At 68.2% G+C, this 21,945-nt stretch carries 19 protein-coding genes and 2 tRNA genes; 10 read left to right on the top strand and 11 right to left on the bottom strand.

Annotation, left to right across the window (positions count from 1 at the left end; all coding sequences use genetic code 11):
* Positions 1 to 5: 5 nt before the first annotated feature.
* Together ACFWM2_RS38605 and ACFWM2_RS38600 are read right to left on the bottom strand one after the other, a co-directional pair.
* A complete protein-coding gene (locus tag ACFWM2_RS38605) occupies positions 6 to 1,715 on the bottom strand; it encodes a protein kinase (RefSeq protein ID WP_383290496.1) in 1,710 nt (569 codons plus the stop codon).
* 130 nt (positions 1,716 to 1,845) lie between these two features.
* Positions 1,846 to 2,394 carry a DNA-binding protein gene (locus ACFWM2_RS38600; RefSeq protein ID WP_362023614.1) on the bottom strand — a complete coding sequence of 183 codons (549 nt, stop codon included), beginning with the start codon at positions 2,392 to 2,394 and terminating at the stop codon, positions 1,846 to 1,848.
* Between the two features lie 181 nt (positions 2,395 to 2,575).
* On the opposite strand from ACFWM2_RS38600, the gene ACFWM2_RS38595 reads away from it, so the two are divergent.
* Positions 2,576 to 2,648, top strand: a tRNA-Ala gene (locus ACFWM2_RS38595).
* A 459-nt stretch (positions 2,649 to 3,107) separates the two neighbouring features.
* Here the strand turns inward: ACFWM2_RS38595 and ACFWM2_RS38590 are convergent.
* Positions 3,108 to 3,800: a DUF5324 family protein gene (locus ACFWM2_RS38590; RefSeq protein ID WP_383290493.1), complete on the bottom strand. Its 693-nt coding sequence runs from the start codon at positions 3,798 to 3,800 to the stop codon at positions 3,108 to 3,110.
* Positions 3,801 to 4,239: 439 nt separating this feature from the next.
* Here ACFWM2_RS38590 and ACFWM2_RS38585 point away from each other — a divergent pair, with 439 nt between their 5' ends.
* The gene (locus ACFWM2_RS38585; protein WP_383290490.1) at positions 4,240 to 4,773 is read left to right on the top strand and encodes a peptidylprolyl isomerase; all 534 of its coding nucleotides are present in this window, start codon (positions 4,240 to 4,242) and stop codon (positions 4,771 to 4,773) included.
* Positions 4,774 to 4,923: 150 nt separating this feature from the next.
* Positions 4,924 to 5,835 (top strand): rhomboid family intramembrane serine protease, encoded by a 912-nt coding sequence (locus ACFWM2_RS38580; RefSeq protein ID WP_383290487.1) that lies wholly within the window; start codon positions 4,924 to 4,926, stop codon positions 5,833 to 5,835.
* 281 nt (positions 5,836 to 6,116) lie between these two features.
* On the opposite strand, the gene crgA is transcribed toward ACFWM2_RS38580, so the two are convergent.
* Positions 6,117 to 6,371, bottom strand: coding sequence for a cell division protein CrgA (crgA, locus tag ACFWM2_RS38575; RefSeq protein ID WP_383290484.1), 255 nt, complete (start codon positions 6,369 to 6,371; stop codon positions 6,117 to 6,119).
* Between the two features lie 142 nt (positions 6,372 to 6,513).
* Here crgA and ACFWM2_RS38570 point away from each other — a divergent pair, with 142 nt between their 5' ends.
* The 6 genes from ACFWM2_RS38570 (at position 6,514) to ACFWM2_RS38545 (ending at position 11,144) form a co-directional block, all read left to right on the top strand.
* A complete protein-coding gene (locus ACFWM2_RS38570) occupies positions 6,514 to 7,293 on the top strand; it encodes a DUF881 domain-containing protein (protein ID WP_383290481.1) in 780 nt (259 codons plus the stop codon).
* A gap of 32 nt (positions 7,294 to 7,325) precedes the next feature.
* A complete protein-coding gene (locus ACFWM2_RS38565; protein WP_383290478.1) occupies positions 7,326 to 8,063 on the top strand; it encodes a class E sortase in 738 nt (245 codons plus the stop codon).
* A gap of 37 nt (positions 8,064 to 8,100) precedes the next feature.
* Positions 8,101 to 8,298 carry a hypothetical protein gene (locus ACFWM2_RS38560; RefSeq protein ID WP_383290475.1) on the top strand — a complete coding sequence of 66 codons (198 nt, stop codon included), beginning with the start codon at positions 8,101 to 8,103 and terminating at the stop codon, positions 8,296 to 8,298.
* Entirely contained in the window at positions 8,295 to 8,933 is a 639-nt protein-coding gene (locus ACFWM2_RS38555) for an aminodeoxychorismate/anthranilate synthase component II (protein ID WP_383290472.1), read from the top strand. The genes ACFWM2_RS38560 and ACFWM2_RS38555 overlap by 4 nt, the downstream gene beginning before the upstream one ends.
* Positions 8,930 to 10,330: a class E sortase gene (locus ACFWM2_RS38550; RefSeq protein ID WP_383290469.1), complete on the top strand. Its 1,401-nt coding sequence runs from the start codon at positions 8,930 to 8,932 to the stop codon at positions 10,328 to 10,330. Before ACFWM2_RS38555 ends, ACFWM2_RS38550 begins: the two co-directional genes overlap by 4 nt.
* A gap of 70 nt (positions 10,331 to 10,400) precedes the next feature.
* The gene (locus tag ACFWM2_RS38545) at positions 10,401 to 11,144 is read left to right on the top strand and encodes a class E sortase (RefSeq protein ID WP_383290466.1); all 744 of its coding nucleotides are present in this window, start codon (positions 10,401 to 10,403) and stop codon (positions 11,142 to 11,144) included.
* Positions 11,145 to 11,228: 84 nt separating this feature from the next.
* Here ACFWM2_RS38545 and ACFWM2_RS38540 read toward each other — a convergent pair whose 3' ends face one another.
* From ACFWM2_RS38540 to ACFWM2_RS38510, 7 genes are all read right to left on the bottom strand, one after another.
* Positions 11,229 to 12,260, bottom strand: a complete 1,032-nt coding sequence (locus ACFWM2_RS38540) for a restriction endonuclease (RefSeq protein ID WP_383290463.1) — start codon at positions 12,258 to 12,260, stop codon at positions 11,229 to 11,231.
* 297 nt (positions 12,261 to 12,557) lie between these two features.
* A complete protein-coding gene (gene pknB / locus ACFWM2_RS38535) occupies positions 12,558 to 14,555 on the bottom strand; it encodes a Stk1 family PASTA domain-containing Ser/Thr kinase (protein ID WP_383290460.1) in 1,998 nt (665 codons plus the stop codon).
* A gap of 170 nt (positions 14,556 to 14,725) precedes the next feature.
* Positions 14,726 to 16,201, bottom strand: coding sequence for a peptidoglycan D,D-transpeptidase FtsI family protein (locus ACFWM2_RS38530; RefSeq protein WP_383290457.1), 1,476 nt, complete (start codon positions 16,199 to 16,201; stop codon positions 14,726 to 14,728).
* Positions 16,198 to 17,637 carry an FtsW/RodA/SpoVE family cell cycle protein gene (locus ACFWM2_RS38525; protein WP_383290454.1) on the bottom strand — a complete coding sequence of 480 codons (1,440 nt, stop codon included), beginning with the start codon at positions 17,635 to 17,637 and terminating at the stop codon, positions 16,198 to 16,200. Before ACFWM2_RS38525 ends, ACFWM2_RS38530 begins: the two co-directional genes overlap by 4 nt.
* Positions 17,638 to 17,663: 26 nt before the next feature.
* Entirely contained in the window at positions 17,664 to 19,232 is a 1,569-nt protein-coding gene (locus ACFWM2_RS38520) for a Stp1/IreP family PP2C-type Ser/Thr phosphatase (protein ID WP_383290632.1), read from the bottom strand.
* 98 nt (positions 19,233 to 19,330) lie between these two features.
* Positions 19,331 to 19,861, bottom strand: coding sequence for an FHA domain-containing protein (locus ACFWM2_RS38515; protein ID WP_383290451.1), 531 nt, complete (start codon positions 19,859 to 19,861; stop codon positions 19,331 to 19,333).
* A 10-nt stretch (positions 19,862 to 19,871) separates the two neighbouring features.
* Positions 19,872 to 20,723 carry an FhaA domain-containing protein gene (locus ACFWM2_RS38510; protein ID WP_383290448.1) on the bottom strand — a complete coding sequence of 284 codons (852 nt, stop codon included), beginning with the start codon at positions 20,721 to 20,723 and terminating at the stop codon, positions 19,872 to 19,874.
* 489 nt (positions 20,724 to 21,212) lie between these two features.
* On the opposite strand from ACFWM2_RS38510, the gene ACFWM2_RS38505 reads away from it, so the two are divergent.
* Positions 21,213 to 21,296: transfer RNA gene (locus tag ACFWM2_RS38505), tRNA-Leu, on the top strand.
* Positions 21,297 to 21,945 lie beyond the last annotated feature (649 nt).

Here is a 21,945-nt window from a genome sequence, read left to right as displayed (position 1 = left end):
GCTCCTCAGATCTGGGCCAGCGCCCAGAAACCCACCGCGAAGCAGATGACCGCGAGGAACAGGACCGGCACGGCCACGGTCGCGGGCGGCCCGGGACGCCTCGTGCGATGCCGTGAAACTGCCCTTCGCTGAGGCGGAACCTGCGAGGTCCGAGCGGTGTATGAACCAGTAGAGGCAAACGCGTGCGGCTGCACCGCGATGTTGGAAGCCGCGGGCTCGTGAGGGGAGGACGCATGAGGGGACGCGATCGGGGGCTCGAAGACGGGTGTGTGGACGGGAGTTGGCGTCGGGCGTTCCGGGGCCGCGGGGGGAGCGGAGGGCCCCGCGGGAGCAGTCCGCTGTGGAGGCTGCGTCACCGACTGGACCTGGGGCGGCGGCAGATGGAAGCTTCCGGTGTCCGACATAGGGGACGACATAGGGGACGGCTGCGGGGGCGTGCCGTCGGGGGCGGACCGAGAGGCCGTGGTGCCGGTGTCCAGGTAAGGGGGCGCAGTACCGGCGGCGTGCCAGTGAGCCGTGTCCGGGTTCGCGCTGCCGGCCCCGGGCTCTGGAACCGCGCTGCCGGTTGGGTACGGCGTCGGTGGACTGCTGGGAGGCGGCGGTGGAGGAGTCGCGGTGACGGCACCGGGATGTGGGGGCAAGGTGCCGTCGTCGGAACGCGGGATCGGCGGGGCGGTGCGGGGGCGCGGAGGTATGGTGCCGCTGCTGGTCCCGGTCTGAGCAACCGCAGCGCCGCCGCTGGTCCCGGTGCCCCCGAGACGAGGCGTGCTGTCACCACCGGATGGCGATACGGCGCCCAGGCGCGAGCGCGACGGACTCACCCCCGGAGATGTCCTGAGCGGCCCCGCCGGCCCGAAACCCGTTGGCAGCGGCCCCACTTGGTCGAAGACCTCGACCAGCTCGTCGTCGACCAACGGCGCGGGCAGCAGCTCGGCCGCCGAGGCGAGAGCCTTGCGCGCCCCCGTGGCCGTGCGGAAGCGCGCGTCCGGGTCCGGTTGCAGCAGGGTGGCCACGACCTGCCACAGCGGCTCGGGAATGCTCTGGGGTGCCCCCGGCGTGCCATGGGCCGCGAAGTACTCGATGAGGGCTTTGGCGTCGGGTTTGGCACCCTCCAGCAGATAGAGGGCGACCAGTCCCACGGCGAACAGATCGGCGGGGAAGTCCGGTTCGGCACCCATCATCTGCTCAGGAGCGAAGTAACCGGGCGTTCCCACCACGTAGTTCGTCTCCGTCAGCCGGGGTTCGCCCAGGCGCATGGCGATCCCGAAGTCGGACAACCGCAGCCGGGGCCGAGCCGCACCGGTGGCCTCGAGGAGCACGTTGGCCGGCTTGATGTCACGGTGCACCACCCCCTCCGCATGGACGGCGGCGAGCCCCGCGAGGAGCTGATCGAGCAAGGTGCAGACGAAGGGAGCGGGCAACGGGCCGTAATCGCCGACGAGATGGACCAGCGAGCCCCCGGCGACCAGGTCCATGGTGAACAGGACCTTGTCGTCGTCGGCCGCCCAGCTGGCCGGCGCGAGCACATGAGGATGATCGATCCGCAGCGCCTGCTCGCGCACAAAACGCAGCAGCGAGTGAGCGTCGCTCTGCTGCAGGACCTTGGCGGCCACATACCGGCGCCGCCGGTGGTCCCAGGCACGCCAGACCGCACCGACTCCCCCACGCCCGACCGGGTCGACCAGTTCGTACCGGCCGGCGAAGACCTCACCCATGCTCGTGCCTCGCTCCCCCTTCGGCGGTCGGCCCGGCAGCCTCGTGCGAGGTGCCCGGCTGCCTGTCTCCCGGTGGCCGGAAGGCGTAACGCGCCTCCGGCGGCGGGGCGTTCGGCGGCCGGGCTGTCGCTCAGCTCTGGTGCGACTGGTAGTGCGCCACAGCGTCGGAGGTGCGGCCCGCGCCGTACACCCGGAGGAACTCTGCCAGTTCCGGGTGGGTCGGGGCGAGGGTGTCAGCGGCTTCGATGATGTCGCCGGCGGCCGCCACGGACCGCAGCAGCGACTGAATCTCGCGGACCACCCGCTTGACCGTAGGCGCACCCGAACTGGTCGTCGACTGCGTGGTGTTGCTCAGCACCGAGCCCCCCTGCGACTTCTTGATCTCGTCCATCCGCTCGGTCGCCTCCGCCGCGCTGACGCTGCCGTCCGCGACCTGCCCCGCCAGGTCCTGGAGCAGCTGCACACGCTGGACCACCGCGGGATTGCCGATCTTGGCACGCTGGCCGCTCATCAGCTGCGACAGCATGGGCGCCGACAGCCCCAGCACCCCGGCAAGCCGCGCCTGGTTGAGACCCAGATCGTCGATGAGCCTGCGGAAGAGCGCCCCCAGCGGCTCCCCGTACCAGTTCCGCTGCAGCTCCCGGGCTCTTGCGGTTGCTTCCTGCTGTGCGGCGTCCATTGCGTCTCCCCATCGCTTCCCCAAAACGGCGGTTCGCTGTCGCGAACCACGTCGAGCATCTTACGGAGAGTGGTCGCCCACGGGGACCCCCAATCTTTTTGCGGAATCCGGGGGGTGACCCGGTACTCTGGTCCCCGGCGCCCGCCGGTGCGACATCCTTCCGGCCGGACGCTCCCCTCCCGGGGCCTTAGCTCAGTTGGTAGAGCGCTGTCTTTGCATGGCAGATGTCAGGGGTTCGACTCCCCTAGGCTCCACATTCAGACCGGCCGGTCGCCCCTCAGGGCGGCCGGCCGGTCCTGCGTTTCGGTGAGGTGGACCACAGCAATTAGTTTGCTGTCGTTGCAGTACTTTGCGCAAAGAGAAGCGGGCGGAGCGGTCCGAGCGCCCGCCGCGGGGGCCGGTCGCGGACAGTGAGGGCGCTGGGCCCCGGTCCGTCGGCCTTGTGCGATCCGGCCATGGCGGAAATGGGTGACGACGGCAATGCGTACCGTGAAGAGAAATGTGAGGATCTCGTGCCGTTCGGGCGTTGCAAACGTCATCGTGTGGACGTGCTGTAAATGCGAGCGCTTCCCTTCGGAAAGGGAGCCGCCCGGCCCCGCCGGTTCCACGTGAAACAACGCCCCGGGAAACAGCCCGACACAAACGCCGTGGGGCAGAAGACCCTCAAGTCTTCTGCCCCACGGCGTCGTTGAGGCCCGGCCCGGCGGCCGGGATCAGCGGTGCTCGTCCTGATCCGCCGCCTCTTCCTCGGCTGCCTTCGCCTGCACCTCCGGGTCCAGACCAGTGCCGTCCACCGACGTGAGACGGCCGCTGTCCGGGACCTCGGTGGCGGCAGGAGGCTCGACCAGCCAGTCCGGGTTGGCCTGCTTGTCCCACCACTTCCAAGCGGCATAGGCGCCGCCCGCCACGACGCCCAGAACAGCCAGCCCCTTGGCGATACGGCCGGCCTTCGCCCGCCGCTGCTGCTTGCGCACCAGCTTCTGGATCTGTTTGGGCGAAACCTGGCCACGCAGCGCGGCCAGCGCGGCCACTCCACGCGCCGCAGCCTCTTCCCTCACAGGCTGAGCCGCGGCCACCGCCTGGTCGATACGCGGCTTGGAATAGTCGGCGGCCTGACGAGCGGCCTGACGAGTACGGACGGCGGCGTCATGAGCGGCCTGGTCGACCTTCGGCGGGACATGCGAACGGGCCTGTTCCAGACGCGGCGCGAGATGAGCGTCGTACTGGACGCGGGCCTGATCGGCGGCCAGCGACACTTTCGGCGCGAGCCGTACGCGTGCCTCGTGTGCGTAGTGTGCGGCCCTGTCCTTGGCCGTGTCGGCGTAGGGCGCCACCACTTCCGCGGCGTGCAGCACGCTGTCCTTTGCCGAGCCGGTCGCGGCGCGCACGCTGTCGATGCGGGTCACGGGTTTCCTCCTCCTCGGTGGCGTACGGTATTTCACCTTTCCGCCCTTATCGGGATCATGCCCGTCAGCGGTCTCCGGGGCATGTGAGGGCGGGCATCCGGGTCACGGGTACCGGCACTGGGTGAGCTCGGAGCCGGAGCCGGTCAAAGGGGCGATCAGGGACGATCAAGCGACTGACAAGCAACGATCAAGTCCAATAGCGGATTAATACAGGGCAACAGGAGCTTGTCGTCGACAATGCCACGGATCGTCGCGACGCGCCCCCGTCCGAACGGAGTCGACCGGTTTTCTGCCGACACCACCCCGGACTTCATTCCGAAGACCACAACCGGGTGCCCTGAAGAAGGGGTACTAAGCGCGCGCAACGGTGGTGGCGGGAGACGCACGACCCCGTCCGTGCGAGGATCGGGGAGTCAGAGAAGGCAACGGAAGGCAGATCGTGGCTGAGCAGCTTTACGCCACCTTGAAGACCAACCAAGGCGACATCGAAGTCCGGCTCCTGCCGAACCACGCGCCCAAGACGGTCCGGAACTTCGTCGAACTCGCCAAGGGCGAGCGTGAGTGGACCAACCCCGAGACGGGTGCCAAGTCCACCGACAAGCTCTACGACGGCACGGTCTTCCACCGGGTGATCAGCGGCTTCATGATCCAGGGCGGAGACCCGCTGGGCAACGGCACCGGCGGCCCCGGCTACGAGTTCGAGGACGAGTTCCACCCCGACCTCGCCTTCGACAAGCCCTACCTGCTGGCCATGGCGAACGCCGGCCCGGGCACCAACGGCTCCCAGTTCTTCATCACCGTCTCTCCGACGGCCTGGCTGACCCGCAAGCACACCATCTTCGGCGAGATCACCGACGCGGCCAGCCAGAAGATCGTGGACGCCATCGTCAACACCAAGACCAACCCGCGCACCGACCGCCCCGTCAACGACGTCGTCATCGAGTCCGTCGTCGTCGAGACCCGCGAAGGCTGAGCCCACCGGATCCCACAGGGAACCAAACGCCCCGCCCATCCGTAAGGATGAGCGGGGCGATGCGTTGCGCACACCAGGCCCGCACAGAGCCCGGCCGGACAGGCACGCGCCCGACGCGCAGCCGACGCACGGACACACGAGGGGACCCCCATGGACCAGGCACCAGGCAACCCGCAGGGCCCGCACGAACAGGGACCGCAGGACGCCCAGAGCCTGCCCACCTGCTACCGACACCCGGACCGCGAAACCGGCATCCGCTGCACCCGCTGCGAACGCCCCATCTGCCCCGAATGCATGGTCAGCGCCTCCGTCGGCTTCCAGTGCCCCACCTGCGTACGCGGCGGCTCAGGCACCGGCCACCCGCCCACCGCCACCCAGCCCCGCACCCTCGCCGGCGGCACAGTCACCACCGACCCGCGGCTCGTCACCAAGATCCTCATCGGCCTCTGCATCGCCGCCTACGTGGTGCAACAGACAGCCGGCGACCGCTTCACCGAACGCTTCGACCTCCTCGGCCGCGCCTACGTCCCACTCCTCGGCTCCGTCGAAGGAGTCGCCGAAGGCCAGTGGTACCGGCTGCTCACGGCGATGTTCCTGCACGGCAGCGTCATGCACATCATCTTCAACATGCTCAGCCTCTGGTGGATCGGCGGCCCCCTGGAAGCCGCCCTCGGCCGCGCCCGCTACCTGGCCCTCTACTTCGCCTCGGGCCTCGCCGGCAGCGCCCTCACCTACCTGATCGCCGAGCCGAACACACCCTCGCTCGGCGCCTCCGGCGCGATCTTCGGCCTCCTCGGTGCGACCGCCATCCTCATGCGCCGCCTCAACTACGACATGCGCCCGGTCATCGCCCTGCTGGTGATCAACCTGATCTTCACCTTCGGCTGGCCCAACATCGCCTGGCAGGCGCACATCGGCGGCCTCGTCGTCGGTGTCGTCGTCGGCTACGCGATGGTGCACGCGCCGCGGGAGCGACGGGCCCTGATCCAGTACGGAGTGTGTGCCGTGATCCTGGTCGCGGTCGTCGTCATGACGCTGGTCAGGACCGTTCAGCTGACCTGAGCGGCCGGTGTTGTCCACAGACGGTGCCGGATCTTGTGCACGCTGTGTGGGAACAACTGTGCCCCCTGTCGCTGACCCGAGTTTTCCCAGGTAGGACAGGGGGCGAACAGACTTGCGGATCCCGGTAGGTCAGTCACACCGGCGTCAACACCGGATGGGTTATCCACAGATCGTCGTTCTTTTCCCCACTGTGGAAAACGCTGTGGATAACTCAGTGGATAGCTTGGGGCAGAGGTACGTCCAGCTGCCCGTCGGCTTCCGTTACCCGACCGGGAAAGCGGCTACTTCCACTGGGTGGAGACGCCGAATCCCGCCGCGATGAAGCCGAAGCCGACCACGATGTTCCAGTTGTTCAGGGCGTCGAGCGGCAAGGAGCCGTCGGTCACGTAGAAGACGACGATCCAGGCCAGGCCAATGAGGAACATCGCCAGCATGACGGGGGCTACCCAGCCGCGGCTGTTCAGTTTGATGGCCGTCGCCTGCTTGGACGGCGGCGGCGTGTAGTCGGCCTTCTTGCGGATACGTGACTTCGGCACGAGGGTCTCTCCTGTCGATGCGCTGCGTGGCCGCGCAGGGAACTGGGGCTGGCTCCGGGGCAGCGTACAAGGGGACACTGAGTGCTCCCCCGGGCGTCCGTTAGCGTAGTGCTTCCGCGGCGCCGAAGGAGATAAGGGTACGTTGAGCAATTCTGCCGACTCTCCAGGGACGGGGTCCACCCCTGGCCGCGCACGCCGTTTCCGGCCCTTGCGGGTGCTCACCGTAGCGGTGTTTGCCCTGGCGGGGCTGATTTTCTTCACCAGCTTCAATACGGCCAAGGGCACCAATATCCGTACGGATGCGTCCTTGCTGAAGCTGTCCGACCTGATTCAGGAGCGCAGTCACAAGAACGGTCAGCTCGACGAGTCCAACGGTGCTCTGCGCGACGATGTCGAGTCGCTCGCCGAGCGCGATGACGGCCGTACGAAGGCGGAGGACGCGAAGCTCGCGGCGCTGGAGAAGAACGCGGGCACCCAGAAGCTCAAGGGCAAGGCCGTCACCGTCACACTCAACGACGCCCCGCCGAACGCCACGGCCAAGCTGCCGGGGTATCCGGAGCCGCAGCCGGACTACCTGGTCATCCACCAGCAGGACCTGCAGGCCGTGGTCAATGCGCTGTGGCAGGGCGGTGCCCAGGGCATCAAGGTGATGGATCAGCGGCTGATCTCCACCAGCGCCGTGCGCTGTGTCGGCAACACCCTGATCCTCCAGGGCCGCGTCTACTCGCCTCCGTACAAGATCACCGCGGTGGGGAACCCGGAGAAGCTCCAGAAGGCGCTGGCGGCCTCGCCGGCGATCCAGAACTACATGGTGTACGTCAACGTGTACGGGCTCGGCTGGAAAGTCGAGGAGAACGGGACGGTGACTCTTCCCGGCTACTCGGGCACAGTGGATCTCCACTACGCGACGCCTGTGGAGTAGTGGAGTAACTGCCGCTGGGGGACCCTGTGTCGGTGCGAGTGGTCGTCAGGACGATCAGCGAACTGTGCATCACCGTCGGGACCGTGATCGTGCTCTTCGTGGTCTATGTCTTGTTCTGGACCGGTGTGAAGGCCGACTCGGTGATGGACCACCAGATCGACAAGCTGCAGGACCGGTGGTCGCAGGGGTCGGTGCGCCCGGTACCCACGCCGTCGGGAGGGCTGCCGTCTTCCCCGGCGGCCGGAAGCGGAAGCTCCGGTGCGCCGGCCGCCGGGAGCCCCGCGAAACCGGCGCCCTATGTGAACGGCGAGCCCTTCGCGATCATGTACATCCCGCGGCTTGGTTTCACGTGGAACAAGCCGGTGCTCGACGGGACCGGCGTCGGCACCCTGAAGAAAGGCCTCGGCCATTACGCGCGTACCGCGCAGCTGGGTCAGCGGGGGAATTTCGCGGTCGCCGGCCACCGTCGCACCTATGGCGACCCCTTCAAGGATTTCCCCAGGCTGCGCCCGGGTGACGCGGTGGTCCTGACCGACGGCACGTCGTGGTTCACGTACCGGATCGATACGAAGCCGTACAAGACGCTGCCGGGTGATGTCGCGGTCATCGACCCCGTGCCGAAGAAGTCGGGGTACACGCGTGCGGGCCGCTATCTGACCCTGACCACGTGTGAACCGGAGTGGGGGCACAGTCATCGGCTGATCGTCTGGGCGCACCTTGATTCCACCCAGCCTGTGGAGGCCGGGAAACCGGAGGCCCTGCGCCGTTAGTCTGGTGCAGTACGGCGTGAGTCCTGTGGTGTATGGCGTGACTCAAGTGCCGTGGTGCTACGGAAGGGACGGCATGTACGGCTGGATCTGGCGGCATCTGCCGGGGAACGCGTGGGTGAGGGCGTTGACCTCGCTCGTTCTGGTCCTTGCGGTGGTCTACGTGCTCTTCCAGTACGTCTTCCCGTGGGCCGAACCGCTGCTGCCCTTCAACGATGTGACGGTGAACGACCAGTGAGCGCCCGGATTCTCGTCGTGGACAACTACGACAGCTTCGTCTTCAACCTGGTCCAGTACCTGTATCAGCTGGGTGCGGAGTGCGAGGTGCTGCGCAACGACGAGGTGTCGACGGCGCATGCTCAGGACGGTTTCGACGGTGTGCTGCTGTCGCCGGGGCCTGGTGCTCCGGAGCAGGCGGGTGTCTGTATCGACATGGTCCGGCACTGTGCCGCGACGGGCGTCCCTGTGTTCGGTGTCTGTCTGGGCATGCAGTCGATGCAGGTGGCGTACGGCGGTGTGGTGGACCGGGCGCCGGAGCTGCTGCACGGCAAGACGTCGCTCGTCGAGCACCATGGTGCGGGTGTCTTCGCGGGGCTGCCGTCGCCCTTCACGGCGACGCGGTATCACTCGCTGGCCGCTGAGCCTGCGACTGTTCCGGCCGAGCTGGAGGTCACGGCCCGGACCCATGACGGGATTGTCATGGGGCTGCGGCATCGTGAGTTGCGGGTCGAGGGTGTGCAGTTCCATCCGGAGTCGGTGCTGACCGAGCATGGGCATCGGATGCTGGCCAACTGGCTGGTGGAGTGCGGGGACCAGGAGGCGGTGGCGAGGTCGGTGGGGCTGGCCCCGGTGGTGGGCAGGGCTACGGCGTGACCGCGCTGCGCCCTGAGCGCGAAAGTTCCCCCTACGGCGGCGAGGCTGCCTACGGGGGCGCCGACGCGTTCGAGGGTGCGGAGGCGTTCGAGGCGGCGGTCGAGCAGCTGGCCGATCCGCTGACGGACCCGCTCCCGGCGCAGCAGCGGCCTGTGGCGCAGGAGGAGTGGTACGACTCCGACGGGTCTCCGCGGGACTGGTACGGGGCGGCTGAGCGGCCGTATGAGCCTGGGCCGGGGCCGTTCGAGGGGGTGGTGCCGCAGCCGTCGTACGAGGAGTCGTATGCGGGGCCGTCGTACGAGGAGCCGGTGCAGGCGCCGTACGAGGTGCCGGTGTCCCCTGCGTACGGGGAGCCGGCGGCTCCGTCCTACGGGGAGGCCGAGAGCCCGTCCTGTACGGACCCCGCCGGTGCGTCGTACGGAGGGGCGGCCGTGCCCGGGTTCGACGTGGGGCAGCGGGTCGTGGCGCCGCGGGTGCCGGACGACGAGACGGTGGCGCTGCGGATCCCGGAGATGCCGGAGGTGTCGCGCAGGCGCGGGGGCGCCGTGGAGGCGGCCGGGGGCGAGTCCATAGCCGCCCCTGGGGGGCGTGCGGCGCGCCGGAAGGCCGCGGGGCGCCGGGGGAGGCACGGGGGCGCGCAGGCGGCCGTGGAGGCGCCCGCTGAGGGTTCTTCGGAGACGCCTCGTTCACGTCTTGAGGCGCGGCGTGCGGCGCGGGCGCAGAAGCCGGGTGCGGCGGTCATCGTGAGCCGGGTGATCGGTGAGGCGTTCATCACCACCGGTGTGCTGATGCTGTTGTTCGTGACCTACCAGCTGTGGTGGTCGAACGTGCGCGCGCATCAGCAGGCGGGCAGTGCCGCGCATCACCTCCAGGAGGACTGGGCGAACGGGAAGCGGACGCCGGGGGCGTTCGAGCCGGGGCAGGGTTTCGCCATCCTGCACATTCCGAAGCTGGACGTGGTGGCGCCGATCGCCGAGGGCATCAGCAAGTCGAAGGTTCTCGACCGGGGGATGGTCGGGCACTACGGCCCGGACAGTGTGAAGACGGCGATGCCGGACGCGAAGACGGGCAACTTCGGGCTCGCCGGTCACCGCAATACGCACGGTGAGCCGTTCCGCTACATCAATCGCCTCAAGCCGGGCGACGCGATCGTCGTTGAGACGCAGGACGAGTACTTCGTCTACAAGATGAGTTCGATCCTGCCGGTGACGGCGCCGTCGAACACGAGCGTGCTGGACGCGATCCCCAAGGGGTCGGGTTTCACCAAGCCGGGGCGCTACATCACACTGACCACGTGTACGCCGGAATTCACCAGCAAGTACCGGATGATCGTCTGGGGCAAGATGGTCGAGGAACGGCCGCGCAGCAAGGGCAAGCCGGACGCGCTCGTCCAGTAGGCGCACGGGTGCCTGATGTCGTCGGGCCTGCCGAGACAGTACGAGACGGACCAGACGGGGCGGATGCACAGTGGCAGCGAGTACGGACCACGACGAGCGCGCCGGAGCCGATGCCGCGGCCGACGAGCCCGCGTCCCGGCGTCGTGGCACCGGGCGCATCGCGCTGGCCGTCAGTGTGTTCGGTGAACTGCTCATCACGGCGGGTCTGGTGCTCGGTCTGTTCGTCGTCTATTCGCTGTGGTGGACGAACGTCGTCGCGGACCGTGCGGCGGACAAGCAGTCCGACAAGGTCCGCGACCACTGGCTGGACCGCGGTCCCGGTTCGCTGGACACGAAGAACGGCATCGGGTTCCTGCATGTGCCGGCGATGAAGAACGGCGAGGTCCTGGTCAAGAAGGGGACGTCGACCAAGGTTCTGAACGGTGGTGTCGCCGGCTACTACACCGATCCCGTGAAGTCGGCCCTTCCGCAGGACGAGAAGGGCAACTTCGCGCTGGCCGCCCACCGGGACGGTCACGGCGCCAAGTTCCACAACATCGACAAGATCAAGAAGGGCGATCCGGTCGTCTTCGAGACGAAGGACGACTGGTACGTCTACAAGGTCTTCTCGGTCCTTCCGGAGACCTCGAAGTACAACGTCAAGGTGCTGGGGGCGGTCCCGAAGCAGTCGGGCGTGAAGAAGGCGGGCCGCTACATCACGCTGACGACCTGCACGCCCGTCTACACCTCGCGGTACCGCTATGTGGTCTGGGGCGAGCTGGAGCGCGTCGAGAAGGTCGACAACGCCCGCACGCCGCCGGCGGAGCTGCGCTGAACCAGGCCCTTCGGGGTCCTCGGCCACCGGCCTGCCGGAGGCCCGAAGCCACAACTCGCTCTTGCGACGTCGGGCCTCTTCCCACTACGCCGACCGCAGTGCCTTGAGGCGCGCTCCGGCGCTCCAGGCCTCCAGCTCGTCCCGAGCGACGGTGATGATCCCGCTCAGATCGGCGATGGCCTGCGCTTCGCTGCTGAAGTGTGACGTGGCGACGAACAGCGCCACGTCCGCGGGATGGATGGTTCGTGCGGCGCCGGCGAACTTCTGCATGTCGGCACTCGGTACGGACCAGCGGGCGTCGCGGTTCTTGCACTGGACGGCCACGGTGCGCCCGTCCGCGGTGTGTCCGGTGATGTCGATACCGCGGTCGCTTCTGGCCTGTCGTACGACGACCTGCGTGCAGCCGTCACGACGCAGCAGGTCGGCGACGTGCCGCTCGAAAGCCTGCCAGGTCATGGCCTTGATGGACGCTCCGACGGCGTCTGTCGGGGTTCCGGCTTCCAGGGCGCGCATTCGCTCGTGGTGCCAGCACAGCCTGCGCTCCACGTTCTCGACGTCCTCGCGCAGCTCGACGAGTTCGCGGCTGTGCTCGCCGGAGGTTTCGATGAGGGCGTTGAAGAGGGGGACGACGGTTTTGCTGAGGATGTGGGTGAGGCGGCGGTCGATGTGCTCGTCCAGATCCTCCGCGGGGCTGTGGACGGTGTTGTTGTCCACAGGCTGCGTGCGGGCCATGTACTCCATGTCGAGGAGGTACACACGCACCTGACGTGCGACTTCGCTGTCCCGGAGCAGCATGGCGACGTTGAGGACGGCGCGGCGGGGATATAGCGCGAGCGCCCGGGTGCGTGACTGGATCCCACAGGCCTCCTTGAAGGAGGTCAGTTCTGTACCTGCCAACACGCGGTACCCGTTGGCCTCGAGCTCCTCCCGGTGATCGACCACAAGAGATTCGATCGCCTTGACGCCGACTTCGAAATACGCCCCCACCATCGCCGTAGTCACATGCATCCCGTCCGGCAGCAGTGACAGGGCCTTGACTCTGTCGAGCACGTCCGTGCGCTCCAGCACACCGCTGCGCAGGGCCTTCGATTCCAGCAGCGCCGATTCGTTGATCACGCTCTGCCCCTTCCCCTCGTGTCGTGGCCGAGTGGCCAGCCGGCCATCCGGCCAGGCCGCCGGGGCAGAGCTTTGATCCCCGCCCCCTTCGTTCAACGAGTCGGAAAGTACGGAGATGTGGTCGAAGATCGTACGAGGTTACGGGTCGAGGACGGTGGGAGGCGGGTGGGCCGGCATGACGGAGCCCCGGCAGGGGCCGGGCCGGCATGACGGAGCCCCGGCAGGGGTCGGGCGGGCATGACGGAGCCCCGGCATCCGCGAAAGGGTGCCGGGGCTCTGTCGTGGTCGGAGAGGTGCTCAGTTCTCCGTGCGGGCCGCGGTTCCGGTGACGCCTCCGAAGATGCCGCCGTTGCCGCCGTTGTCGCCGGCCTGGCCCGTGGTCTGCAGGTTGACCGCGCTGCCCTGGTCGACCTGGGTGCCGCCCGCGGGATCGGAGACGATGACGAAGGCGTTGTCGTCCTGGGAGCCGTTGATGTTGCCGACCTGCAGTCCCGCGTCCTGGAGGGCCTTCTTGGCGTCCTTGAGCCGCTGCCCGCCCAGGTTCGGAACGGAGACCTTCTGGTTCTCGGCCGCCTTGCCGATCTGGATGGTCACCGTGGAGTTCGGGTCGGCCGTGGAATTGGCCGCCGGGGAGGTCTGGATGACCTTGCCGACCTTCGACTGGTCGCCGGTCTCCACCTCGGTGCAGGAGCCGACCAGCTCGTTGTCCTGCATCTGCTGCTTGGCCTCGTCACAGGTCTTGCCGGTGACGTCGGGGACCGTGGACTGCTTCTTCTCCTTGGCGATGGTGAGGGTGATCGTCGATCCCTTCTCCACCTCCTTGCCCGGGTCCGGGTCCTGCGCGAGGACGGTGCCGGGCTCCTGGCTGGACTCCTTGGTCTGTGTTTCGACCTGGAACTGGTACTTGTCCTTCTCGAGCTCGGCCTTCGCCTCGTCGAGGGGGTCGTCGATGACGTTCGGTACCGCCACCTTCGGCGCACCCGTCGACACCACCAGGTTGACCGTGTCGCCCTTGTTCACCTGGGTCTTGGGCTGCGGGGTCTGACTGCAGATGTTGCCCGTCTTCTGGTTCTCGCAGGCCTTCGAGCTGAAGGTCACCTTCAGCTCGACGTTGTCGGCCATCTTCTGGGCGTCGTCCTTCGGCTGACCCACGAAGTTCGGCGCCGCGAAGGACGAGTTGTCCGCGCCGTTGCCCCCGAAGGCCCACTTGCCGATCAGGATCGCGCCGACGAGGACCAGGATGCCCGCCACGACCAGCAGGATCGTCGAGGTGTTCGACTTCTTCTGGCGGCGGCGGTCGGGGCGGTCGTCGTAGCCGTAGCTGCCGTCGTCCGGGTTCATCGGGGGCAGCATCGACGTGGCCCCGGCGTCCGTGGAGCGCAGGGCCGTCGTGGGCTGGTCGTCGGGGTAGCCGCCGTAGCCGACGGAGCCCATGGCGGCCGTGGCCGCGACGGGCTGGCCGTCGAGGCAGGCCTCGATGTCGATCCGCATCTCGTCGGCGGACTGGTAGCGGTAGTCGGGGTCCTTGGTCAGCGCCTTGAGGACGATGGCGTCCATCTCGGGCGTGATCTCGGGGTCGAAGACGCTGGGCGGCTGCGGTTCCTCGCGGACGTGCTGGTACGCGACCGCGACCGGGGAGTCGCCGACGAAGGGCGGACGTACGGTCAGCAGCTCGTACAGCAGGCAGCCGGTCGAATACAGGTCGGAGCGGGCGTCGACCTGTTCGCCCTTCGCCTGCTCGGGCGAGAGGTACTGGGCCGTGCCGATGACCGCGGCGGTCTGTGTCATCGTCATGCCGGAGTCGCCCATGGCGCGGGCGATGCCGAAGTCCATGACCTTGACCTGGCCGTTGCGCGTCAGCATGACGTTGGCGGGCTTGATGTCGCGGTGGACGATGCCGGCGCGGTGCGAGTACTCGAGGGCCTGGAGGATGCCGATGGTCATCTCCAGGGTGCGCTCGGGCAGCAGCTTGCGCCCGGAGTGCAGCAGCTCGCGCAGCGTGGACCCGTCGACGTACTCCATCACGATGTACGGGATGGAGGTGCCGTCGATGTAGTCCTCGCCCGTGTCGTACACGGCGACGATCGCGGGATGGTTGAGCGAGGCGGCCGACTGGGCCTCCCGGCGGAACCGGGCCTGGAACGACGGGTCGCGTGCGAGGTCGGCTCGCAGCGTCTTCACCGCCACCGTGCGGCCGAGCCGGGTGTCATGCGCGAGGTAGACCTCCGCCATGCCACCACGGCCGAGCACGTGGCCCAGCTCGTACCGGCCGCCGAGGCGACGCGGCTCTTCCATAGCTACCTACCAGCCCTCTCCGTCGGTCCCGACCGCACCTTTGTGTGGTCCGGCGGTGTGCCGTCCGGGCATACCGTACCCGGCTCGCCTTGTGTGACCTGGCCAAGCCCGTCACCCGATACAGGACCGGTATCGCAACGTGCACCGATGCGAAGGGGACGTGACAGGGGTCACTTCTTGCTGTCGATGACCGCCTTCATCACGTCCCTCGCGATGGGCGCCGCGAGACCACCACCCGAGATGTCGTCACGGTTGGCGCTCTCGTCCTCGACCACCACGGCCACGGCGACCGGCGAGCTGCCGTCGCTCTGCTTGGCGTAGGAGATGAACCAGGCGTACGGGTTCTCGCTGTTGTCGACACCGTGCTGGGCGGTACCCGTCTTGCCGCCCACGGTGACGCCGCTGATCTGGGCGTTCGTGCCGGTGCCCTCCTTCACGACCGTCTCCATCATCGACTGGAGGATCTGGGCGTTCTCCTCGGTGAGCGGCTGGCTCATCTTCTCGGGCTCGGTCTGCGAGATGACGTCGATGCTCGGGGCCTGCAGCTTGTCGACCATGTACGGCTTCATGAGGGTGCCGTTGTTGGCGACGGCGGAGGCCACCATGGCCATCTGCAACGGGGTCGCGGCGGTCTCGAACTGGCCGATCGAGCTGAGTGCGGTCTGCGGCTTGTCCATCTTCGTGGGGAAGTTGGAGGCGCTGGAGCGGACCGGGGTGAACTGCTCGGAGTTGAAGCCGAACTTCTCGGCCTCCGCCACCATCTTGTCCTTGCCGAGGTCGGCGCCGATCTTGCCGAAGACGGTGTTGCAGGAGTACCTGAGCGCCACCCGCATCGTGGCGTTCTTGCAGGGGATGTTCCCCTCGTTCTTCAGCTCGGTCGTTGTGTTCGGCAGGGTGTAGGGAAGCGGCGAGTCGGTCTTGTCGTCGGCGCTCGTGTAGAGCTTGTCCTGCAGTGCCGCGGCGGCGGTGACGACCTTGAAGGTGGAGCCCGGCGGGTAGGTCTCGCGCAGTGCCCGGTTGAGCATCGGGTCGTTCGGGTCGTTCTTCTTCTGGATCTTCTGCCAGGCCTTGGTGTCCGTCGTCGTGGAGTTTCCGGCGAAGGTCGACGGGTCGTACGACGGGGTGGAGGCCAGCGCCAGGATCGCGCCGGTTTGCGGATCGATCGCGGCGACGGCGCCCTTGCCCTGCTTCAGCAGCCCGTCGTACGCGGCCTTCTGTGCGGCCGAGTTGAGGGTGGTGACGACGTTGCCGCCCTGCTTCTTCTTGCCGGTGATCATGTCGAGCGTGTTGCGGAAGAAGAGCCGGTCGTCGTTGCCGGTGAGGATGCCGTCGTCGATGGACTCCAGCTGTGTGGCTCCGAAGGCCTGTGAGGCGTACCCGGTGACGGGCGCCCACATGGCGCCGTCCTTGTAGGTGCGCTTGTACTCGTAGTCGCTGCCTTCGATCTTCTTGGAGCCGGTGATCGACTCGCCGTCGACGATGATGTTGCCGCGTGGTGTGGCGTAGCGCTCGATGGCGACGCGGCGGTTCTTGGGGTCGTCCTTCAGGGAGTCGGCCTGGACGTACTGGAGCCAGTTGTCCCGGGCGAGCAGGGCGAGGACGAGCAGCCCGCAGAAGATCGCGATCCGGCGCAGGGGCTTGTTCACGGGCGGACCACCTGGGTCATCTCGGCGTCGGGGTTCGGGGCGGGGGCGGGCGCGGGCCGGCGGGCGGTGTCGCTGATGCGGATCAGGATGCCGATCAGGGCCCAGTTGGCGATGACGGAGGATCCGCCGTACGCCAGGAACGGCATGGTCATACCGGTCAGCGGGATGAGGCCCATGACGCCGCCCGCGACGACGAAGACCTGGAGGCCGAAGGCGCCGGAGAGACCCACGGCGAGGAGCTTGCCGAAGGGGTCGCGGGCCGCGAGCGCCGTACGGATGCCCCGCTCGACGATCAGGCCGTAGAGCAGCAGGATCGCCATGATTCCGGCGAGGCCCAGTTCCTCGCCGAAGGTGGCGAGGATGAAGTCGGAGTTGGCGGCGAACCGGATCAGTTCGGAGTGGCCCTGGCCGAGGCCGGTGCCAAGGGTGCCGCCGGAGCCGAAGGCCCACAGGGCCTGCATGGCCTGCTCGGAGTGGAGTCCGGGGGCGCCCGACTGGCTGAGCGTGTACTCCTTCATCGGGTCGAGCCAGGCCTGGACGCGCTGCTGGACGTGCGACTCGAAGGAGGCGACGCCGACCGCGCCGCCCGCGGACATCAGCAGACCGAAGACGATCCAGCTGGTCCGCTCGGTGGCGACGTACAGCATGATGACGAACATTCCGAAGAACAGCAGGGACGTGCCGAGGTCGGTCTCGAAGACCAGGATCAGGATCGAGATGAACCAGACGACGAGGATCGGGCCCAGGTCGCGGCCGCGCGGCAGGTAGAGGCCGATGAAGCGGCGGCTGGCGAGGGCGAGCGCGTCGCGCTTCACCATCAGATAGCCGGCGAAGAAGATCGCCAGGACGATCTTCGCGAACTCACCGGGCTGGATGGAGAAGCTGCCGATGTGGATCCAGATCTTCGCGCCGTAGATGTTGGCGCCGAGGCCCGGAACCAGCGGGAGCAGGAGCAGGACCAGCGCGCCGACCATGGAGATGTAGGTGTAGCGCTGCAGGACGCGGTGGTCCTTGAGGAAGATCAGTACGACGACGAACAGGGCGATGCCCAGCGCGGTGTACATCAGCTGCCGGGGTGCGGCGGTGCCGGCCTGGTTGATCGACTGGAGCAGCTTGGACTGGTCGAGGCGCCAGATGATCACGAGCCCGAGGCCGTTGAGCAGCGTCGCCAGTGGCAGCAGCAGCGGGTCGGCGTACTGCGCGAACTTGCGCACGACGAGATGCGCGACGCCCGCCAGCAGGCCGAGGCCCAGGCCGTAGCTCAGCAGGCCGGGCGGCACCTCGTCGTTGATGGCGAGGCCCACGTTGGCGTAGGCGAACACCGGGATGACGACGGCGAACACCAGCAGCGCCAGCTCGGTGTTGCGGCGGCTCGGTGTACCGATCGAGCCGATCGTGGACGTCTGGTGCGTCGACGAGTTCGTACTACTGCTCATGGTGTGACAGGGCCCCTCACGGCTGCTTACTGCTTACCGCACAGCGAGACCAGCTTCTGCTCTTCGTCCGAGAGGCTGGGGCCGGGTGTGGGAGTGGGTGCGGTCTTGGACTTGGAGGACGACGGTGCCGACGACGACGGGTTGGGCGTCGGCGTCGATGTGGCCTTGGACGTCAGTGAGGTCTTTGTGGTTCCCGTGACGCCACCGGCCTCGCCTTCGCCGGTCTTGGCGTTGTTCTGGCTCTCGGCGGCACGGCGCTCGGAGTCCTTCTTGCACGCGGACGCCTGCACGGCGAGCTCGTCGATCTTCGACTGCGCGTCGCTGAGGCCGCCCTCGGCGATGGTCGCCTTGACCTGCTTCTGCTGATACGGCGGCAGGTACTTGAGTTCGATCTCGGGGTGGTCCTTCTCCACCTTCGAGAGCGAGACCCAGGCCAGGTCCTGGCTGATGCCGCGGTACAGCGCGACGTGCTCGTCCTGGGCGCCGACGTAGTACTGGGTCTGCGTCCAGCGGTAGCCGCCGTACAGGCCACCGCCGATGACCGCGAGTACGAGCACGGTGTAGAAGGATCTCTTCAGCCATTTGCGGCCGGTGCGCGGCTTGACGAAGTCCTCGTCCGAGTAGCCGCCGAAGCTGCCGGCGGGGACGAAGCCGGTGGTGTCGCCGGAGCCGGGCGGGCCGAACTCGCCGCCGCCCTGTCCCGGCACCTGCCGGCCGAGGCTGGAGGCGCGGCCGGCGGGCGTCTGCATCGCGCCGTTGTCGTGCAGCTGGTGCTGGTTCTCGGCGACGGCGCCCACGACGACCGGGGTGTCGGAGAGCTGGGTGGCGAGGGTGTCACCGCTGTCGATGTCGAGGACGTCGGCCACGATGACCGTGATGTTGTCGGGGCCGCCGCCGCGCAGCGCGAGCTGGATCAGCTCCTGCACGGTCTCCTGCGGGCCCTGGTAGCTGGCGAGGGTGTCCTCCATCGTCTGATGGGACACGACGCCGCTGAGGCCGTCGGAGCAGATCAAGTACCGGTCGCCGGCGCGGACTTCGCGGATGGAGAGGTCCGGTTCGACGTGGTCGCCGCTGCCCAGTGCGCGCATGAGGAGTGACCTCTGCGGGTGGGTGGTGGCTTCCTCCTCGGTGATGCGTCCCTCGTCGACGAGGCGCTGCACCCAGGTGTGGTCCTGCGTGATCTGAGTGAGGACGCCGTCGCGCAGGAGGTAGGCGCGGGAGTCGCCGACGTGGACGAGGCCGAGGCGCTGACCGGTCCACAGCAGGGCGGTGAGCGTGGTGCCCATGCCCTCCAGCTGGGGGTCCTCCTCGACCATCATCCGCAGCTGGTCGTTGGCCCGCTGCACGGCGGTGCCGAGCGAGGTGAGGATGTCGGAGCCGGGCACGTCGTCGTCGAGCGCGACGATCGTGGAGATCACCTCGGAGCTGGCGACCTCACCGGCGGCCTGGCCGCCCATCCCGTCGGCGATCGCGAGCAGCCGGGGACCGGCGTAGCCGGAGTCCTCGTTGCCCTCGCGGATCATGCCTTTGTGCGATCCGGCGGCGAAGCGCAGTGACAGACTCATGCGCACCTCGCCCGTCGGCTCCGGGTACATCCGCACGGTGCCCACCCTCCGGTCGGGAGCGCGCCGGGGTCCGTCGTGGGGACCGCCGTTGCGTGCTCGCTCCGCTCGCGCCTATTCATGATGGAGTACTACTTCCGCAGCTCGATGACGGTCTTGCCGATGCGGATCGGCGCGCCCAGCGGGACCGGTGTGGGGGTCGTGAGCCGGGCCCGGTCGAGATAGGTGCCGTTCGTGGAACCGAGGTCCTCGACGATCCACTGGCCGTCCCGGTCCGGGTAGATCCGGGCGTGCCTGCTGGATGCGTAGTCGTCGTCGAGGACGATCGTGGAGTCGTGCGCGCGGCCCAGCGTGATGGTCTGGCCCTGCAGCGCGACGGTCGTGCCCGTGAGGGTGCCCTCCGAGACGACCAGCTTGCTGGGGGCACCGCGACGCTGCCGGCCGCCGCCACCGCTGGGCGGTGGCGCCTGCTGTTGCCGCTGTTGTGGCGGCGCGGCCTGGCGCGCGGCCTGCTGCGGCCTGGAGGCGTCCCGGCGCGAGCCGCGCTGCGTGACGCGCGTACCGAACAGATCGCTGCGGATGACCTGCACGGCCACGATCACGAACAGCCACAGTACGGCCAGGAAACCCAGCCGCATGACCGTGAGGGTCAGCTCTGACATTGCCCCCGCTTCACCCTTCGGCTTGCCGGTAAATGATGGTGCTGCTGCCCACGACGATCCGCGAGCCGTCGCGGAGCGTAGCGCGGGTGGTGTGCTGCCCGTCCACCACGATGCCGTTGGTGGACCCGAGATCCTGGATCGTCGAGGGCGTTCCGGTCCGGATCTCACAGTGCCGGCGGGATACGCCGGGGTCGTCGATCCGCACGTCGGCTTCGGTGCTGCGACCCAGCACCAGCGTCGGGCGGGAGATCTGATGGCGGGTGCCGTTGATCTCGATCCAGTGCCGTGTCCGTGTGCCCGGCAGCGGGCCCGCTGCGGGCCGCTGGCCCTGGGGGGCCGCGCCGGGACGGCCGCCGGGCGGCGGCGTGGACGGCATCGGAGGAGCGCCCGCGGGCTGGGCGGACGGCGGATAGCCGTATCCGCCGGGGCGGCCCGCGGCCGGGCTCGCCGGGCCCGCCGGAGCGGACGCGGGAGCCTGCTGGTTCGAGGAGGAGGCGAGCGTACGGCTGCGGACCCGGTACAGACCGGTGTCCAGATCGTCCGCGTTCTCCAGATGGACCTTGATGGGGCCCATGAAGGTGTAGCGCTGCTGCTTCGCGTAGTCGCGCACCATGCCGGCGAGCTCGTCGCCGAGCTGGCCCGAGTACGGGCTGAGGCGCTCGAAGTCCGGAGTGCTCAGCTCCACGATGAAGTCATTGGGTACGACGGTCCGCTCGCGGTTCCAGATCGTCGCGTTGTTGTCGCACTCGCGCTGGAGCGCTCCCGCGATCTCGACGGGCTGGACCTCGGACTTGAACACCTTGGCGAAGGTGCCGTTGACCAGACCTTCGAGACGCTGCTCGAACTTCTTCAGGACTCCCATGGGGCACCTCCTCCTTCGACATCGTCCTGTGTGCCGGCGACGGCGTGCTGCTCATACTGCTCGCCGTCGTCCTGATACTGCTTACTGATCGTATCCACGCGCCGGGAAATCGGCTGGTTCCCCCTGTCGGCCCGGTCGACGGATGTCGACGCCTTCCGAGGTCCCCTCCCGAAGTTCCCTCCGGAGCACCTCTTCGAACTCCTTCTGCCCAGGATCGTAGAGGCGGCGCACGACCAGTGTCCCGCACCTGACTGTGCACCCTGTCCGGCTCCTGGGGAGATGCGCAGGACCGGTACGAGGTTGATACGTGAACCGCTTCCACTTGGTGTGTGGACGAGCTGCTTCCCCGGCCGGGGGCCCCGCAAGGGGGCTCGTGGGGGTGCGGGGCACCGGGGAAAGGGATGTGATTCCACCCCATGCAGCGTGCTAATCTTCTGCATGTCGACAGGCGCTCCCACCACGCGGTGAGAGACCGAGGACACACCCAATGCGCGGGTGGCGGAATAGGCAGACGCGCTGGATTCAGGTTCCAGTGCCCGAAAGGGCGTGGGGGTTCAACTCCCCCCTCGCGCACAGCGAAGAACCGAGAAACGGGTCTTCACCAGAGACGCAAGTCCTGGTGGGGCCCGTTTCTTGCGTGTACGGACGGGCCCGGCCCGGACGGTGCGGCGTGGCAGGGCCCCGACGGTGAGGTATCTCACGGTCGGGGCCCTCCTTTTTGTGCACGTCCCGTCCGGCCTCCGCGTGCCGGGTCGCCCGGTGCCGCTCCTGCCGCCGTTCCGTACTTGCTCATCAGTGTGCAAGTATGTGCTCGACCCTCACAGTCGAAAGAGGTAGTGCGGTGTCGAGATCCGTCATGTGCGAAAGCCGGGGGCGTCACGCCCGGTCGGCCCGTCACGCCCGGTCGGCCCGTCACGTCCGGCCGGTCCGCTTGGTCCGCCCGGTCTCGTCCGGGGACGTCCGGTGAACCTTGGCGGGTCGGACGACCTGATCCACCCCCGTCCCGAAGCCCCGCCCGGCACCGGCTACGGCTACCCGGGCACGGACTACGGCTACCCGGGGCCTGACGGGTCGGCTGCCGGTTACGGCTACCCGGGGCCTGACGGGTCGGCTGCCGGTTACGGCTACCCGGGGCCTGACGGGTCGGCTGCCGGTTACGGCTACCCGGGGCCCGACGCGTCGGCTGCCGGTTACGGGGCGTCCGGCGCGGCATCGGCCGGTG

Source organism: Streptomyces sp. NPDC058371 (assembly GCF_042723265.1).
Classification (GTDB): domain Bacteria; phylum Actinomycetota; class Actinomycetes; order Streptomycetales; family Streptomycetaceae; genus Streptomyces.
This window is presented reverse-complemented; position numbering and strand designations above follow the sequence as displayed.